Here is a 16,571-nt window from a genome sequence, read left to right as displayed (position 1 = left end):
GTGTGTGATTCTTGTCTAAAGGTCGGGATACATGCGGCCAGGGTTCAGCACCCCTTCCGGATCGAATTCGTTCTTCAGGCGCCGGTGGATGGCCGCCACCGGGATCGACAGCGGATGGAACACCCCCGCCATCCGGGCCTCGTCGACCGACACGGCACGAAACAGCGTGGCATGGCCACCCGCCATTGCAACCGCCTGGCGCACGCGCTGGGCCGACTGGGGCCCGCCCAGCCACCGCTGGGCTCCCCCCCATTCGATCAACGTGGGCCCCAGGCCCAGGGGCCGCGTCACGGCGGGCACCGACAGCCGCCACAGGGGACGCCGGGTCAGGAAAGGATGCGTGTGGTCGCGCAGCGCGCGCCACCATGCCCCGGCTTCCTCATCGGCCAGCACTTCGCCGCCCAGCGTCGCGCGTGCCGCGGCCACCGCGGCCTCGGCTCCCGACAGGCGGACGGTCAGGCGTCCGCCGCTCGCGCCGCCCTCCCAGGCCGACGCGCTGACGGGCAGCGCCTGGCCGCCCCAGGCATTCATCCTGCGCAGCGCCGTCCCTTCATCCATCTCGAAGCGCAGCGTCGCCTCGCAGACGGGCCGGGGCAGCACCTTCAGCGACACCTCCAGGATCGCGCCCAGCGTGCCCAGCGACCCGGCCAGGAGACGGGAAACGTCATAACCCGCCACGTTCTTCATGACCTCGCCGCCGAAGCGCAGCACGCGCCCCTGCGCGTCCAGCAATCGCGTCCCCAGCACGAAATCGCCGACCGAACCGGCGCTGGCCCGCCGCGGCCCCGCCAAGGCCGTCGCGACACAGCCGCCCAGCGTCGCGCCTTCCGAGAAATGCGGCGGCTCGAAGGCCAGCATCTGGCCCTGCTCCGCCAGCATTTCCTCCACTTGCGCGAGGGGTGTCCCCGCCCTGGCGCTCACCACCAGTTCGCTGGGCTGGTAATCGATGACACCGGCATAGGGCGACATGTCGAGCACGGCATCGTGCTCCACCGGCAGCCCGTAGAAGCATTTGGTGCCGCCGCCACGGATGTACAGGGACCGGCGGCCGACATGGGCCATCAGTACGCGGGCGCGAAGATCGGAGAGCAGGACGTCCATGGATGGAATCAGAAACGGGGGATTTCGGGAAAACGGATGGCGTCGCGGTGCACATGCCGCTGCCCGTATTCATTGCATCGGGCCAGCGTCGGAATGGCCTTGCCGGGGTTGAGCAGGCCGGTCGCGTCGAAGGCATGCTTGATGCCGAAGAAGACATCCAGTTCCTCGCGCGCGAACTGCACGCACATCTGGTCGATCTTCTCGGCCCCGACGCCGTGCTCGCCGGTGATCGTGCCGCCGACCTCGACGCACAGCTCCAGGATCTCGGCGCCGAAGCGCTCGGCGCGCTCGACCTCGTCGATGTCATTGGCATCGAACAGGATCAGCGGATGCAGGTTGCCGTCGCCGGCATGGAAGACGTTGGCGCAGCGCAGGCCGTACTTGCGCTCCATCTCGGCAATGGCCGACAGCACCCGTCCCAGGTAGCGGCGCGGAATGGTTCCGTCCATGCAGTAATAGTCGGGCGAGATCCGGCCCGCCGCCGGAAAGGCGTTCTTGCGGCCGGCCCAGAACAACAGCCGTTCGGCTTCGGAACAGGAGACCTGCAGGCGCGTCGCGCCGCACTGGGCGAACAGCGACTCGACCCGGCGGATTTCGTCGCCCACTTCCTCCTCGGTGCCGTCCGACTCGCACAGCAGGATCGCCTCGGCGTCCAGGTCATAGCCCGCGCATACGAACGGCTCCACCATGTGCACGGCCCGCCGGTCCATCATCTCGAGCCCGGCGGGAATGATGCCGGCGGCGATGACCCGGGCCACGGCATCGCCGGCCGCCTCGACCGAACCGAAACTGGCCATGACCACCTTCGCCACGGCCGGGCGGGGAATGAGCTTGACGGTGACCTCGGTCACGATGCCCAGCATGCCCTCGGAGCCGACGATGATGGACAGCAGGTCCAGGCCGGGCTCGTCCAGGGCCTGCGAACCGAGTTCGAGCACCTCGCCGTCCATCATGACCACGCGCGCCGCCAGTACGTTGTGCACCGTCAGGCCGTACTTCAGGCAATGCACGCCGCCCGAATTCTCGGCCACGTTGCCGCCTATGGTGCAGGCGATCTGGCTGGAAGGATCGGGCGCGTAGTACAGCCCGTGTGGCGCGGCGGCTTCCGAAATGGCCAGGTTGCGCACGCCCGGCTGCACCACCGCCTGGCGCGCCTCGGGGTCGACCTGGATGATGCGGTTGAATTTCGCCAATCCCAGCAGCACACCCTCGGCATGCGGCGTCGCCCCGCCCGACAGCCCCGTCCCCGCGCCGCGCGCCACCACCGGCACGCCCATCCGCTTGCACAGCCGCAGGACCTGCCGCACCTGCTCCTCGGTCTCCGGCAATACCACGACCATGGGAACCTGTCGGAACAGCGACAGGCCATCGCATTCATAAGGGCGCGTTTCCTCTTCCCTGAACAGCACGCAATAATTGGGAAGCACATCGCGCAATGCCTGCACCACCTCTACCTGGCGCTCGGCCGCGATCGGGTCCAGCCCGATTTCTGTTGGGGCGTTCATGCACATCTCCAGTAACTTCTGAAGATAGCCTGCCCCCGCCTTCCCCAACAGTGGTATTACCCCCCCCTCAGGCCGCGGGGGGGGGGCAATACCTTGCCGGGATTGAGGATATTCAAGGGATCGAAGGCCTGCTTCACCTGCCGCATCAGCGCCAGCGCGTCCTCGCCGTGTTCCTCGGCCAGGAACTGCATCTTGTGCAGGCCCACGCCATGTTCGCCGGTGCAGGTACCGTCCATGTCCAGGGCGCGCCGGACCATGCGGCGATTGATGGTCTCGGCTTCGGCCCATTCGGCCTCGCTGTCCGGGTCCAGCAGCATCTGCACGTGGAAGTTGCCGTCGCCCACGTGCCCGACCACGCAGGTCGGGAAGCTGGCCCGGGCCAGGTCGGCGTTGGTTTCCCGGATGCAATCTGCCAGCCGGGAGATCGGCACGCACACGTCGGTGCTGGAGGCGCGCGCGCCGGGGCGCAGTTGCAGGGTCGCGAAGTACGCGTTGTGGCGCGCGGCCCACAGGCGGTTGCGATCTTCGGGATGCACGGCCCATTCGAAGTCCATGCCGCCGTGCTCGCGCGTGATTTCCTGCACCGTCGTGGCCTGCTCCTCGACTCCCGCCGGGCTGCCGTGGAACTCGAACAGCAGCAGGGGCGTCTCGCGCAGGGTCAGCTTGCTGTAGAGGTTGAGCGCGTGCACGGTGGCCGTGTCCAGCAGTTCGACCCGGGCGACCGGGATGCCCATCTGGATGGTCTGGATGACCGCGGCCACGGCCGCGTCCACGCTGGGGAAGTTGCAGACCGCCGCCGATACCGCCTCGGGCTGGGGATACAGCCGCACCGTGACCTCGGTGATGATGCCCAGCGTGCCTTCGCTGCCGATGAACAGGCGGGTCAGGTCGTAGCCGGCCGAGGACTTCTTGGCGCGCCGCGCCGTGCGGATGACCTTGCCCTGGGCCGTGACCACCGTCAGGGACACGATGTTGTCGCGCATGGTGCCGTAGCGCACCGCGTTGGTCCCGGATGCCCGCGTGGCGGCCATGCCGCCCAGCGAGGCGTCCGCGCCGGGGTCGATGGGGAAGAACAACCCCGTATCGCGGATTTCGTTGTTGAGCTGCTTGCGCGTGACGCCGGCCTGCACGGTGACGGTCAGGTCGTCGGGATTGACCGACAGGACGCGATTCATGCGGGACACATCCAGCGTGATGCCGCCTTCGATCGCCAGTACATGCCCTTCCAGCGACGACCCCGATCCGTAGGCGATCAGCGGCACGCCGTGCGCGGCGCAGGCCTCGACCGCCGCCACCACATCCCCGGTGCTCTCGGCGAACACCACGGCGTCGGGCGGCACCGCCGGATAGGGCGACTCGTCGCGGCCGTGGTGTTCCCGCACCGACGGGTTCAACGACAGGCGATCGCCGAAATGGGCGGCCAGCGCATCGAAACAGGCCTGGGGCACCGGACGGCGCGGAGAGGGAAAAGCGGGGGCATTCATGTATCGACAGCCTGAGGGTGGATCCCCCGATTCTACGCCCTGCCCCGCCCTTGATCAGGCCTGCCGCACCGCCGGCGGCACGAAGGCCGTGACCGGCGGCGCATCGTCGAAGCGCTCGATCTCGACCAGCGCGGTCTGCGCCATCGAGCCCTGCGTCAGGCTCGACGTGCCCTTGTCCAGGGTCACCATGTTGGGATTGCCGTGCTTGTCCAGCGAACCGGACTCGCCGCCCCGCAGCGGGTCGTACCAGGCCCCGGTGGCGATCTGCGCGACACCTGGCACCAGGTGCCCGGCCAGCACGGCCCCCGCCAGGAAGGCCCCGCGATCGTTGAACACGCGGACCACGTCGCCTTCCCGGATGCCCCGCGCCGCCGCGTCGTCGGGATGCAGGGCGATGGGCTCGCGCCCGGCAACCTTGCTCGCGCGGCTGGCCTGCGCCGGATCGAGCTGGCTGTGCAGCCGGGTGGCCGGCTGGTTGGACAAGAGATGCAGCGGATAGCGCGCCGCCTGCGCGCCGCCCAGCCACTCCGCCGGCTCCAGCCACGCGGGATGGGGCGGGCAGTCCGCGTAGCCATAGCCTTCGATCGTCCGCGAGTGGATCTCTATCCTGCCCGAGGGCGTGGCAAGCGGATGGCCCTCCGGATCGCGCCGGAAATCGTCCAGCAGGACGCAGCCGGCCTCGGGCTGGGGAAAGGCGAATTGCCCCGCCTGCCAGAACGCGTCGAACGCCGGCGGCGGGTAGCCCGACTCCCGGGCCTTGGCGGCCGCGACCCCGTACATGTGGCGCAGCCAGCCCATCTCGTCGCGCCCTTCCGCATAGGCCGCCTCGAATCCCAGGCGCCCCGCGACCTCGGCCAGGATGTCGAAGTCGTTGCGCGCCTGCCCCACGGGCGGGATGACCTGCTTCATGGCCAGCCAATAGGGGGCATTCTCGTGCGCCAGGATGTCGTTGCGCTCCATCGTGGTGGTCGCCGGCAGCACGATGTCGGCATGCCGGGCGGCGGGATTCCACCAGGGTTCGTGGACAATGACCGTCTCCGGCGCCTGCCAGGCGCGCAGGAAGCGGTTCAGGTTGGTGTTGTGGTGGAAGGGGTTGCCGCCTATGGAATAGACCAGGCGGATGTCCGGGAACGTGATGGCCCGGCCGAAACATTCGATCTGCTTGCCGGGATGCAGCAGCATGTCGGCGATGCGGCCGACCGGCACATAGGTCTTGATCGCGTTGGGCCCCAGCGGCAGCGTCGGGCGCGGCATGCCCTCGACACGCGGCGCCATCATGCCGTTGACCGCGCCGAAACCGATGCTGAAGCCACCGCCGGGCAGGCCGATCTGCCCCAGCATCGCGGCCAGGGTGACCAGCATCCACACCGGCTGCTCGCCATGATCGGCGCGCTGCACCGACCAGCTCAGGTTCACCATCGTGCGGCTGGCCGCCATCCTGCGGGCCAGCGCGCGGATCTCGCCGGCCGGCACGCCGGTAATGGGCGCGGCCCAGTCGGCGCTGCGGGGCGGTCCGCCCTCGCGGCCCAGCAGGTAGGCCTCGAAGCGTTCGTAGCCCTCGCAGTGGCGCGCCAGGAATTCCCCGTCGCGCAGGCCTTCCGAGGCCAGCGTGTGGGCGATGCCCAGCATCATCGCGGTATCGGTATGCGGGCGGATGGGCATCCACTCGGAGCGGGACGCGGGCGGCTGGTCCGCGCGCGAGGGGCTGATGGTGACGAACACCGGCCCACCGCCCCCGGTATTCCGGTACCAGTCGGGATTGTCGTGCACCACCGCGCCGCCGGGGTCGAGCTGGGTGTTCTTCAGGGCGGCGCCGCCGAACATCACCATCAGCTCGGTCGAGGCCATGACCTCCGGCCAGGAGGCAACGAGATTGGTGATGTCCGACCGGCCCAGGACATAGGGCATGATGCCCAGGGCGGCACCGAAGCTGTGGTTGCCGCGCTTGTCGACATAGCCGCCGTGCAGGCCCAGGAAGCGCTTGAGCACGCTGGGTCCGTGGTGCAGCCGGCCGGCGCTGGCCCAGCCGTAGGACCCGCCGTAGATTGCCTCGTTGCCGTGTTCGGCCTTGACCCGGGCCAGTTCGTCGGCGACCAGGTCCAGGGCCTGGTCCCAGCCGACCGGCACGAACTCGCCGCCGCCGCGCCCCTGGCCGTTGCGGTGGCGCAGGTAGCCCGCCCTGACATACGGCTGGTCGATCCGCAGCGGCCCGCGCACGATCTCGGGCAAGCCCCTCACGAAGCTGGCCGGATGCGGGTCCGCGTGGAACGGCACGGTATCGAGAATGGCGCCCCGCTCGTCGGTCACGACGTCGTACACCCCCCAGTGCGAAGCGGTCTGCGTGGATCGGGTCGTCACAATGTCTCCTTGGGCGCCGGATGGTCCGCCGGCCCTCAATCGGCCTGGATTTTCAGTTCATCGATCAACGTCCCCAACTGCCGGTAGTCGGCGGCGACCTGCGCGCCGAGCCGGTCGGGCGAGCCCCCCGCCGGCACCGCCGACAATGCGCCCAGCGCCTCGACGACGTCGGGCAGCGCCAGGACCTGGCGCAGCTTGTCGTTGAGCAGGGCCACCACCGATGGCGGCGTGCCGGCCGGCGCGAAGAATGCGTTCCAGGCGCGCAGGCGGACGTCGGGATACCCCGACTCGGCAATGGAGGGCACCGCGGGCAGGAACGGCGTGCGGTCGGGATCGGCCACCGCGATGGCCGTCAGCTTGCCGGCCTTGAGATACTGCCTGACCGGTCCGATCGTCACCAGCGCGATCGGAATGTGGCCCGCCACGACATCGGTCACGGACGGCGCGACGCCTTTGTAGGGAATGTGCTGCAAGGCGGTCCCCGCCGACCGGTTCAGCCATTCGCCCACGATATGCATGGGCGACCCGGATCCCGAAGTACCATAGGAAATCCGCTGGCCGCGGCGGGAAGCCTCGACGATGTCGCCCAGCGTCCCGAAGCCCGAACCAGGATGGGCGACCAGCAGCAGCGACGACGTCGTCATCTGGATGACGGGCTTGAAATCGGCCACGGGATCGTAGCCGGCGACCCCGGCCTGCCTGAGTACCAGCGGCGCCGTCGCGAATGTCGATGGCGCGAACAACAGGGTATAGCCGTCGGGCGCCGCATGCGCCACATGACTGCTGCCCACCATGCCCGATGCCCCGGCGCGATTGACGACCAGCACGGGCTGTCCGACCCGGGGAGCGAGCTTTTCGGCATAGAGACGCGCCATGACGTCGGTATCGCTGCCCGGTGGATAGGCGACCACGATGGTGATAGGCTTTTCCGGATAGCGCTGCGCGTAGCCGGACGCGCACCAGGCGACCCCCGCGGCGGCCAAGGCCGCGCCCAACCGCCGGCGAGTGATTTTCGACATGACGTCCCTCCGTGTAGACCTCGGAACTATAGGAATCGCCCGCCGGCTCCACTGGCGAGAAACCGTCAGTTTTCGGCGAAGAACCGACATATGACCCCCATGCCCGTACCCCTGCCCGTCGACCTGGCGGGCGAGCCGCTGTGCGTCGTCGTGCGTGAAGGCAAGGCGGGCGAAACCTCGCTCCACACGCATGCCTGCGGACAATTGCTGTATCCCGAGCGCGGCGCCACGCTGCTCCAGACCGAGCATCACCTGGTCCGGCTCGGCCCCAGCCGCGCCGCATGGATCCCCCCCGACCTTCCCCACGCGGTGCTGATGGAGCGCCCCTACCGGTATCACAGCGTGTATGTCGACGCGGCCGTGTATGCCGAGACGGTCTTTTCCGTGACGGGCATCAGCCCTCTGCTCAGGGAGCTGATCTTCGACGCGGCGCGCTGGGACACCCCGAGCGCCGACGTGCCCTCGCGCCACTGGAAAACCCAGGGAATCCTGGACGAGATCCGCCGGGCGCCGCGCGTTGCCGCCGGACTTCCCATTCCCGACGACACGCGCATCGCCATGGTCTGCCGGGCCCTGGAGGCAGACCCATCGGACGGCCGGACCCTGGCAGAATGGGCCGCGCAGGCGGGCGCCAGTGAAAAGACGATGCAGCGCATCTTCGTGAAGCTGACCGGATTGTCGTTCCAGCAATGGCGCAACCATGCCCGCATGACGCGCGCGATCGAACTGCACAGCCTGGGGCGCCGGATGCTGGATATCGCCGTCGAGCTCGGCTATTCCAGCGAGGGCGCCTATTCCCATGCGTTCAGGCAGTTCTACGGGTACTCGCCGGGCCAGTTGAAAAGAAGGCAGGCGCAAACGTCCTGACTACAATCCACGGGAACGGCGATGCCCACGGGGCATCGGGCCCATCCTGATCATGGAGTATTCATGGGACATCGATTGAGCGTGATCGCCACGCGTACCGGCGACGACGGCACCACGGGACTGGCGACCGGCCCGCGGGTTACCAAGGACTCGCCACGCATCGCGGCCATCGGCGACGTCGACGAACTGAACAGCGCGCTGGGACTGCTGGCCACGGAAGCCTTGCCGCAGGACATCGCGCACGACCTGCTGGACATCCAGCACGACCTGTTCGATCTGGGCGGAGAACTCAGCATGCCCGGACAGGCCTTGCTGGCGGAGGCGCGCGTGGCGCACCTGGACGTCCTCCTGGACGGCTACAACTCCCGGCTGCCGCCGCTGCGCGAATTCGTGCTGCCCGGCGGAAGCCGGCCGGCGGCCCTGGCCCACATGGCGCGCACGGTCTGCCGCCGGGCCGAGCGCGGCGTGGTGGCCCTGGCCCGCGTCGAGACCGTCCATCCGCCGGTGCGGCAATACCTGAACCGCCTGTCGGACCTGCTGTTCGTGCTGGCCCGCGCCATCAACCAGGACGCCGGCACGCCGGAAGTCCTGTGGCGCTCGGGCCGCACCCGGGGCGGCTAGCCCCGGGGCCAAGGGCTACTTGCCGCTGCTGGTCGCCACCAGCCGGCGCGCCTGCACCGCCTGGGCCAGGCGTTCGAGCACCTGCACCGAGGCATCCCAGTCGATGCAACCATCGGTGATGCTCTGGCCATAGACCAGAGGCTTGCCCGGAACCAGGTCCTGCCGGCCGGCCACCAGGTGGCTTTCCACCATCACGCCGATGATGCGGTTGTCGCCCGCTTCCATCTGGCGCGCCACGTCGTCCAGCACCTGCGGCTGGTTCTCGGGCTTCTTGCTGCTGTTGGCGTGGCTGGCATCGATCATCACGCGCTGGGCCAGGCCGGCCTTGGCCATGTCCTGGGCCGCGGCTTCCACGCTGGCCGCGTCATAGTTGGGCGCCTTGCCGCCGCGCAGGATGACGTGGCAGTCCTCGTTGCCGTTGGTGGACACGATGGCCGAGACGCCGCCCTTGGTCACCGACAGGAAATGGTGAGGCTGGGACGCCGCCTTGATCGCGTCGACGGCGATGCGGATGTTGCCGTCGGTCCCGTTCTTGAAACCCACGGGACACGACAGGCCGGAGGCGAGTTCGCGGTGGACCTGGCTTTCCGTGGTGCGCGCGCCGATGGCCCCCCAGGAGACGAGGTCGGCGATGTACTGGGGCGTGATCATGTCCAGATATTCACACCCCGCAGGCAGGCCGAGGGCGTTGATCTCCAGCAATAATTGGCGGGCGGTGCGCAGGCCCTTGTTGATGTTGAAGCTGCCGTCCAGGTCGGGATCATTGATCAGGCCCTTCCAGCCCACCGTGGTGCGGGGCTTCTCGAAGTACACCCGCATCACGATCTCGAGTTCGCCGGCGAAGCGGTCGCGCTCGGCTTTCAGGCGCGAGGCGTACTCCAGGGCGGCCTTGGTATCGTGGATGGAACACGGCCCGATCACCACCACGAGGCGGTCGTCCATGCCGTGCAGGATGCGGTGCAGCCCCTGCCGGGTGGAATAGACCGTCTCCGAGACGGAGGTGGTGCAGGGAAACTCGCGCATCAGGTGCGAAGGCGGAGCCAGCTCCTTGATTTCTCGAATGCGCAAGTCGTCGGTGTTGTGGGACACGATCCTCTCCTGGATTTCAATGATGTCTGGTGTAGATGTCTTGGGGGGTTGCCCCACCGTTTCGTCCAGGCACAAAAAAAGCCGCCAGGACGCTGGCGGCTTTTTTGGGGCAGGAATCCGTTAGATACGACGCTTCCTTTCCTCCGCCAGCGGCTTTGGAAATCCAAAAAAGTAAAAGTAAAAGTACGTGGAAGCGTAGTTCATAAAATATATCGTAGCAGGGGCCGGGCGCTTCGGCAAGTGGCGGGCGGGCGCCCCTACTGTCCGACGATCCCGGCCTCCCGCGCCACCTTCGCCCACTTGCGGGTGTCCCGGTCGATCAGGGCACGCAGTTCCTCGGGCGTGCTGGGAGCGGCCTGCATGGCCTGCTCGGCAAGAATATTCCGCACCTCCGCCGTCCCCAGGATCGCGTGCAGCTCCCGCGTCAGCTTCGCCGCGATGTCGGGTGGGATGCGGGCGGGCGCCACGATGGCGTACCAGAGGTCGGCCTCGAAATCCGGCCTGCCTATGGCTTCCGCCACGGTCGGCACATCCTTCAGCACGGGTTGGCGGCTGGCCGTGGTGACGGCCAGGGCCCGGATGCGGCCGCTTTTCAGGTGAGGCAGCGCGGACTGGATGGCGATGAGCTCGAAGTCGACGCTGCCGTTGTTCAGGCCGTTGATCGCCTCGACCGCCCCCTTGTGCGGGACGTGCAGGACGTCCATGCCCGTCTCGTGCTTGAGCAGCTCGGTTGCCAGGTGATGCGGCGTGGCGATCCCCGGCGTGCCGTAGTTGAGTTGCCCGGGCCGCGCCTTCGCCAGCGCGACCAGTTCGGGCAGCGTCTGCGCCGGCAGGTCCTTTCTGACCGCCAGCACCATGGCGCCACGTGCCAGCAGGGTGATGTAGGCGAAGTCCTCCTTCAGGTCGAACGGCAGATCCGTTCTCATTCCCTGGTGGATCGTGGCGGTGTTCGCGATCAGGCCGATCGTGTAGCCGTCCGGCATGGCCTTGGCCATCGCGCCGATGCCGATGATGCCGCCCGCCCCGCCCTTGTTCTCGACATAGGTGCTTCCCCCCAGCCTGTCCGCCAGTTTCTGCGCGACCAGCCGGCCGAAGGTATCGACGCCCGACCCGGCGCTGAACGACATCAACAGCCTGACGGGCCGATCCGGATAGGCCTGCGCCCACGCCGGCTGGACACCCGCCAGGCCCAGCCACAGCGCGGCCAGCGCGCAACGAAACAAGATACGGATCTTCATGGACATCTCCTGATCGAGGGGATCGAAGGCTGCTATCGGTACGTCAATCGGCCAGTCTTGCGCCGCGGAAAAAAGCGTCGAGCTCGGCGATGGGCAGTTGGCCCCGCAGGCCGATGGCGACGATGGCCGACCGCGCGGAGATCGGCGGCGCGGCGCAAGCCAGGGTGCCGCGCCGCCCCACGCCATGCATGACGGCCCACGGCCACTCGTCCGTCGCCACGAGGCCTTTCGTCCGCAGCACGCCCGCCGGCAGGGCCCGCAGCCAGGCGCGCAGCGCATCGGCCCGGAACCGGCCCGCCAGCTCGATGGACCAGGACTCGAACAGCTCGCCATGAGCCTGCTCGTGCCGGCACGGACGGCCCGCGGGACAACCGCAGGCATGCATGGCCCCCGCGGGCCACGCGGACAGGCCCGCATCCGCCAGGAACACGAACGGCACGTCGGCATCGCTGGCGATGAATATCGGGGTGTCCGGACACGTCGCCGCGAGCCAGCCGCGCGTGGCGGCGAGGGACTCGGCGGTGACAAGATCGGCCTTGTTGAGGATCAGGTAGTCGCCGGCCCGCAGTTGCCCGCGTATGGTGTCGGCCAGATAGCGGTCCGCCGCGTGGGCGCGCACGGTTTCCGCATCCGCCAGGACCACGACGCTGTCGAGCCTCAGGGCCGGATCGCTCAGGCCGACCTGCGCGATCCGCCAGGGATCCGCCACGCCGCTGGCTTCGATGACGATCCTGTCCGGGGCGGGCTGTCGCTCCATCGCCCGGATCAGCGCGTCGACCAGGTCGTCGCCGATGGAACAGCACACACAGCCATTGGCCAGGCTGATGGTCTCGCCGTCCCGGGATTCGATCAAGGCGGCGTCGATGTTGATCGCGCCGAAGTCGTTCACCAGCACCGTCACCCGTGAATCGCCCGCCTGCGCCAGCAGGCGGTTCACGAGCGTGCTCTTGCCGGCGCCCAGGAAGCCGCCTATCACCGTGAGTGGAATGGGGGAAACATTCATGGCCGAACGCGGCTCCGGTCACTGTGCCGCATCGAAGGCCCGGCCGCCCAGCATCGTTCCCAGCACCGGGACATCCTTGAGATCCTCCACCGGCACCGCCAGCGGATCATCGGCCAGCACACAGAAGTCCGCCCGCTTGCCGACCTCGATCGAGCCGATTTCGCCGTCCATCGCCAGCGTATAGGCCGCCCCCAGTGTCACGGCGTGCAAGGCGTCCGCTACCGTGATCCGTTCCCCTTCCCCCAGCACGCGGCCGCCCGCCGTGCGCCGGACCGCCGCGCACCATGCGGTGAACAGCGGCCCGATGGGCGTGACCGGCGCATCGGAATGAATGGCCAGCGGGACGCCATGGAGGCGGGCGGTTCCGCACGCATTCATGCGGTTGGCGCGGCTGGGTCCCAGGGTCTGCGCATAGTGCACGTCGCCCCAATAGTAGATATGGTTCACGAACAGGTTCGCGCAGACGCCCAGCCTGGCCATGCGCCGGAACTGGGCGGCATCGGCCGTCTGGCAGTGATGCAGGGTATGCCGGTGGTCCGGGCGGGGATGCTTTTCCAGCGCGGCCTCGATGGCGTCCAGCGCGAGCCCGGTCGCCTCGTCTCCGTTCGTATGGATGTGCAGTTGCACGCCCGCCCCGTGGATGCGCGCCACGACGCCGTGGACCTCGGTGGGAGACATGATCCAGATGCCGTTGGGCTTGCCGTTGTGGTAGCCGGGCCAGCGCAGCCGGGCCGTATATCCCGTTATGGAACCGTCCAGCGTCAGCTTCATCGCGCCGAAACGAAGCTTGTCCGTGCTGCGCGCCGCCGCCAGGGCGGCCAGGCCGAGATCCTGCTCGATGGTGGCCAGGGCCTGCGGTCCCCGATAGATGGGAACGATGCGCAGCGGATAGTCCTCGCGCGAGGTCACGTCTTCGAGCAGCCTCACACCGGGCTCGGCCAGATTGTTCACGAGGTCCGTGGCCGTCGTCACCCCGGTCCGCTGGGCTACCCGCGCGAACCGCCACACGCCCTCTTCCGTGACGCCCACCGTCCGCATGACGTTGCCGATGGCCCGGTTGACCGGAAACATGGCCGCGAACCCCTGCAATTCGCCATTCGGTTCGCCGTCGGCATGGCGGGCGATGCCCTCGATGTCCGTCTGCCGCGTGATGCCGGCCTTGCGCAGCATGGCCGAATTCACATTCATCAGGTGGAAGCTGGCATGCAGCAGCACGATCGGCCGCCGCTCCGATACCGCGTCCAGCTCGCGCACCGTCATCCGCTGCTCGCCGAAATAGACCGGGTCGAAGCCCCAGGCCAGCAGCGGCGCGTCCGGGTCGGCCAGCGTGCGCTCCATCTCCGCCAGCCGCTCCACGATGCCGTCGACGCTCTTGAGGCCCGTCCACAACCGGCCCTCGGGATCGCGCCGATCGTAGTAGCCGGCATAGACGAACTTCCAGAGCGCCCCCTCCATCAGGTGGGAATGCGCCTCGACCAACCCGGGCATCAGCACCGCATCCGCGTAGCGATCGTCGGCCCTGGCCGCGCCCAGCCCCTGCCATATCTCGTCCCCGCCGACCGCGAGGATGCGGCCGTCCCGCACCGCGACGTGCGTGGCGGCGGGCCGTACCGGATCCATGGTGATGAACTTGCGCGCGCGAAAGACGGTGATGTCCCGCATGGGCTGCTCCCTGGTCTTCATTATTTAATTAGATTGCAATCTAAAATAAAGGACGATGCTTTTCCACTGTTTCCCATCCCGGGCCCCGCGGCACCGCTCAAGACGTTGCCCGGATGGCCCGCTCCAGGGTCTCGACCAGGCGATCGATCTCGCCCTGCCCGACGATGAACGGCGGCGCGAGCTGGATCGTGTCGGCGCCGAACCGGACATAGACACCTTGCTTCCAGCAGTGCATCGCGATCTCGTAGGGCCTGCGGGCGGGTTCGCCCGCCTTGGGAGCGATCGTCAGGCCGGCCGCCAGGCCGATGTTGCGGATGTCGGTCACGTGCGGACAGCCCCGCAATCCGTGCACGGCCGACTCGAAGCCGGGCGCGAGCGCCCTCACCCGCCCGAGCGCGTCTTCCTGTTCCAGGACGTCCAGCGTGGCGAGCGCGGCGGCGCAGGCGATGGGATGGGCCGAGTAGGTGTGGCCGTGGGGGAACTCCACCCCATAGGCCGGCCCGCCCGCCTGCATGAAGACCTGGTGGATCTCCGGGCTGGCCACCACGCCGCCCATCGGGATCACGCCGTTGGTGACCTGCTTGGCGAAATTCAGGATATCGGGCGTCGTTCCGAAACAATCGGCGCCCGTCCAGGCCCCCAGCCGGCCGAAGGCGGTAATGACCTCGTCGAAGATCAACAAGATGTCATGCCGGGTACAGATTTCCCGCAGGCGGGCCAGATAGCCCACAGGCGGCACGATGACCCCGGCCGACCCCGCGAAAGGCTCGACGATGACGGCGGCGATGTTCGAGGCATCGTGCAGCGCGATCAGCTCGAGCAACTCATCGGCGAGCTCCGCGCCCTGCGCCGGCTGCCCCCTGCTGAATGCATTGCCGGCAAGCAGCGTATGGGGCAGGTGGTCGGCGCGCAGGCCCTCGCCGTAGAGCTTGCGATTGCCCCCGATGCCTCCCACGCTGATGCCGCCGAAGTTGACGCCGTGGTAGCCCCTGGCGCGGCCGATCAGCAGCGTCTTCGAGGGCTGCCCCTTCAATCTCCAATAGGCGCGCGCCATCTTGAGCGAGGTATCGACCGCCTCGGACCCCGAGCCCACGAAAAAGACATGGTCGAGCCCGGCCGGCATCCGGCCGGCGATGCGCCCGGCCAGCTCGAACGCGAGCGGGTGGCCGAACTGGAACGCCGGCGCATAGTCGAGCGTGGCGGCCTGGCGCGCCACGGCCTCGACGATCTTCGGATGGCCGTGGCCCAGGCCGCAGGTCCACAAGCCGGACAGGCCATCCAGGATCTGGCGGCCGTCCGCATCGGTGTAGTAGGCTCCGCTTGCCGCCACGATCATGCGCGGATGGGCCTTGAAATCGCGGTTGCCGGTGAACGGCATCCAGTATGCGTCGAGGCCCGTTTCGCGCGTATCGGCGGAACGCTCGGGGCTGAAGGCAGTATCGGGCGGGAACACGATGGTCGGTCCTTGGAGCGGCGAAAAAACGATGCCCGGATCTTGGGGCATTTTTCGCTTTTCTCATATGACGGCCTATCACTCTTCACTTTCCAGTTCACGCAACCATCAGAGTGTCCAGCATGACGACGTCCCGGCCCCGCCCCATCCCCATCCTGGGCTCGCTCAGCGACATGGACCTGCGCCTGCTGCAAGTCTTCAAGTGCGTGGTCGAATGTGGCGGCATGGCGGCCGCCGAACTGGAATTGAACGTGGGCCTGTCGACCATCAGCCGGCACGTCAAGGACCTGGAAACGCGGCTGGGGCTGACCCTGTGCCGGCGGGGACGCACCGGCTTCGCGCTGACCGCGGAAGGCGAGCGCGTCTACGAGGAAACCCTGAGGCTGCTCGCTTCGGCCGATGCCTTTCGCGCCGGTATCGACGGCATCCACCAGCGCATGGGCGGGCGCCTGGACATCGCCATTTTCGACAAGACCGCCACCAATCCGGCGGCCCGCCTGGCCGAGGCCATCGCCCTGTTCTCGGAACAGGCTCCGGAGGTCGGCCTGAACCTGCACGTCAAGACGATAGGCGAGATCGAGCGGGGCATCATCAACGGCACCTTCCAGGTCGGCATCATTCCCGCCCACCGCCACTCCAGCACGCTGCGGTACGCCGCGCTGTTCGACGAAAGCATGCATTTGTATTGCGGCGCCCGCCATCCGCTGTTCGGCGCCGACCACGAAGGCCTGACCTGGGACGACCTGCGCGAGCACGCGTTCGCGGGACTGGGCTACCACTCCCCCAACATGGAACTCGCCCACCGCGCGCGGCTGGTGAGGAAGGCGACGGGCCACGACCAGGAGGCCATCGCCACGCTGATCCTGTCGGGCGGCTACCTTGGCTTCCTGCCCGACCACTACGCCAGCGGATTCGAACGCAACGGGCAGATGCAGGCGATCCGCCCGGAAGTATTTCGCTACACCTGCGAATTCATCAGCCTGCTGCGGCGGTCGCCCTCCCCGCCGCGCGCCGCCCTGGCCTTCGAGGCATGCCTGCTGGCCAGCCACCGCGCCGGCCAGCAGCGCTAAGCTGAATCGACCTTCATGTTCTTGACCCGGTCTTGTCCGGGGCACCGGGGCCGGGGGGCGGGCGTGTCGCAAGCGAAGCCGGTCCCGCTGCGCGGGACTAC

At 68.2% G+C, this 16,571-nt stretch carries 13 protein-coding genes; 3 read left to right on the top strand and 10 right to left on the bottom strand.

The window, feature by feature from the left end:
* Positions 1 to 15 precede the first annotated feature (15 nt).
* Genes glcE through AC1Q6E_RS11680 form a run of 5 tightly spaced genes read right to left on the bottom strand, consistent with a single transcriptional unit; the run spans position 16 to position 7,467 of the window.
* The gene (gene glcE, locus AC1Q6E_RS11700; protein WP_152796033.1) at positions 16 to 1,101 is read right to left on the bottom strand and encodes a glycolate oxidase subunit GlcE; all 1,086 of its coding nucleotides are present in this window, start codon (positions 1,099 to 1,101) and stop codon (positions 16 to 18) included.
* Between the two features lie 8 nt (positions 1,102 to 1,109).
* Positions 1,110 to 2,606, bottom strand: a complete 1,497-nt coding sequence (locus AC1Q6E_RS11695) for an FAD-linked oxidase C-terminal domain-containing protein (protein WP_296558069.1) — start codon at positions 2,604 to 2,606, stop codon at positions 1,110 to 1,112.
* 56 nt (positions 2,607 to 2,662) lie between these two features.
* On the bottom strand, positions 2,663 to 4,090 hold the full coding sequence (locus tag AC1Q6E_RS11690; RefSeq protein WP_492572774.1) for an FAD-binding oxidoreductase: 1,428 nt from the start codon (positions 4,088 to 4,090) through the stop codon (positions 2,663 to 2,665).
* 54 nt (positions 4,091 to 4,144) lie between these two features.
* The gene (locus AC1Q6E_RS11685) at positions 4,145 to 6,448 is read right to left on the bottom strand and encodes a molybdopterin-dependent oxidoreductase (RefSeq protein ID WP_492572773.1); all 2,304 of its coding nucleotides are present in this window, start codon (positions 6,446 to 6,448) and stop codon (positions 4,145 to 4,147) included.
* A gap of 35 nt (positions 6,449 to 6,483) precedes the next feature.
* Positions 6,484 to 7,467 carry a Bug family tripartite tricarboxylate transporter substrate binding protein gene (locus AC1Q6E_RS11680; protein WP_492572772.1) on the bottom strand — a complete coding sequence of 328 codons (984 nt, stop codon included), beginning with the start codon at positions 7,465 to 7,467 and terminating at the stop codon, positions 6,484 to 6,486.
* A 90-nt stretch (positions 7,468 to 7,557) separates the two neighbouring features.
* Between AC1Q6E_RS11680 and AC1Q6E_RS11675 the strand changes: the two genes are divergently transcribed.
* Both AC1Q6E_RS11675 and AC1Q6E_RS11670 read left to right on the top strand, forming a co-directional pair.
* Positions 7,558 to 8,334 (top strand): AraC family transcriptional regulator, encoded by a 777-nt coding sequence (locus AC1Q6E_RS11675; protein WP_152796043.1) that lies wholly within the window; start codon positions 7,558 to 7,560, stop codon positions 8,332 to 8,334.
* 63 nt (positions 8,335 to 8,397) lie between these two features.
* Positions 8,398 to 8,955: a cob(I)yrinic acid a,c-diamide adenosyltransferase gene (locus AC1Q6E_RS11670; RefSeq protein WP_492572771.1), complete on the top strand. Its 558-nt coding sequence runs from the start codon at positions 8,398 to 8,400 to the stop codon at positions 8,953 to 8,955.
* 15 nt (positions 8,956 to 8,970) lie between these two features.
* Here AC1Q6E_RS11670 and aroG read toward each other — a convergent pair whose 3' ends face one another.
* The 5 genes from aroG to aptA all read right to left on the bottom strand — a co-directional run bounded on the left by aroG (position 8,971) and on the right by aptA (position 15,451).
* Positions 8,971 to 10,044: a 3-deoxy-7-phosphoheptulonate synthase AroG gene (gene aroG, locus AC1Q6E_RS11665; RefSeq protein ID WP_296558058.1), complete on the bottom strand. Its 1,074-nt coding sequence runs from the start codon at positions 10,042 to 10,044 to the stop codon at positions 8,971 to 8,973.
* Positions 10,045 to 10,301: 257 nt separating this feature from the next.
* Positions 10,302 to 11,282 (bottom strand): Bug family tripartite tricarboxylate transporter substrate binding protein, encoded by a 981-nt coding sequence (locus AC1Q6E_RS11660; RefSeq protein WP_296558056.1) that lies wholly within the window; start codon positions 11,280 to 11,282, stop codon positions 10,302 to 10,304.
* A gap of 43 nt (positions 11,283 to 11,325) precedes the next feature.
* Positions 11,326 to 12,285, bottom strand: a complete 960-nt coding sequence (locus tag AC1Q6E_RS11655; RefSeq protein WP_152794338.1) for a CobW family GTP-binding protein — start codon at positions 12,283 to 12,285, stop codon at positions 11,326 to 11,328.
* An 18-nt stretch (positions 12,286 to 12,303) separates the two neighbouring features.
* The gene (locus AC1Q6E_RS11650; protein ID WP_492572770.1) at positions 12,304 to 13,968 is read right to left on the bottom strand and encodes an amidohydrolase; all 1,665 of its coding nucleotides are present in this window, start codon (positions 13,966 to 13,968) and stop codon (positions 12,304 to 12,306) included.
* A gap of 76 nt (positions 13,969 to 14,044) precedes the next feature.
* On the bottom strand, positions 14,045 to 15,451 hold the full coding sequence (gene aptA, locus AC1Q6E_RS11645; RefSeq protein WP_492572769.1) for an omega-aminotransferase AptA: 1,407 nt from the start codon (positions 15,449 to 15,451) through the stop codon (positions 14,045 to 14,047).
* Positions 15,452 to 15,522: 71 nt separating this feature from the next.
* On the opposite strand from aptA, the gene AC1Q6E_RS11640 reads away from it, so the two are divergent.
* The gene (locus AC1Q6E_RS11640; RefSeq protein WP_152794344.1) at positions 15,523 to 16,470 is read left to right on the top strand and encodes a LysR family transcriptional regulator; all 948 of its coding nucleotides are present in this window, start codon (positions 15,523 to 15,525) and stop codon (positions 16,468 to 16,470) included.
* The last annotated feature ends 101 nt before the right edge of the window (positions 16,471 to 16,571 follow it).

Source organism: Pigmentiphaga sp. MLSB6-MA01 (assembly GCF_058793475.1).
This window is presented reverse-complemented; position numbering and strand designations above follow the sequence as displayed.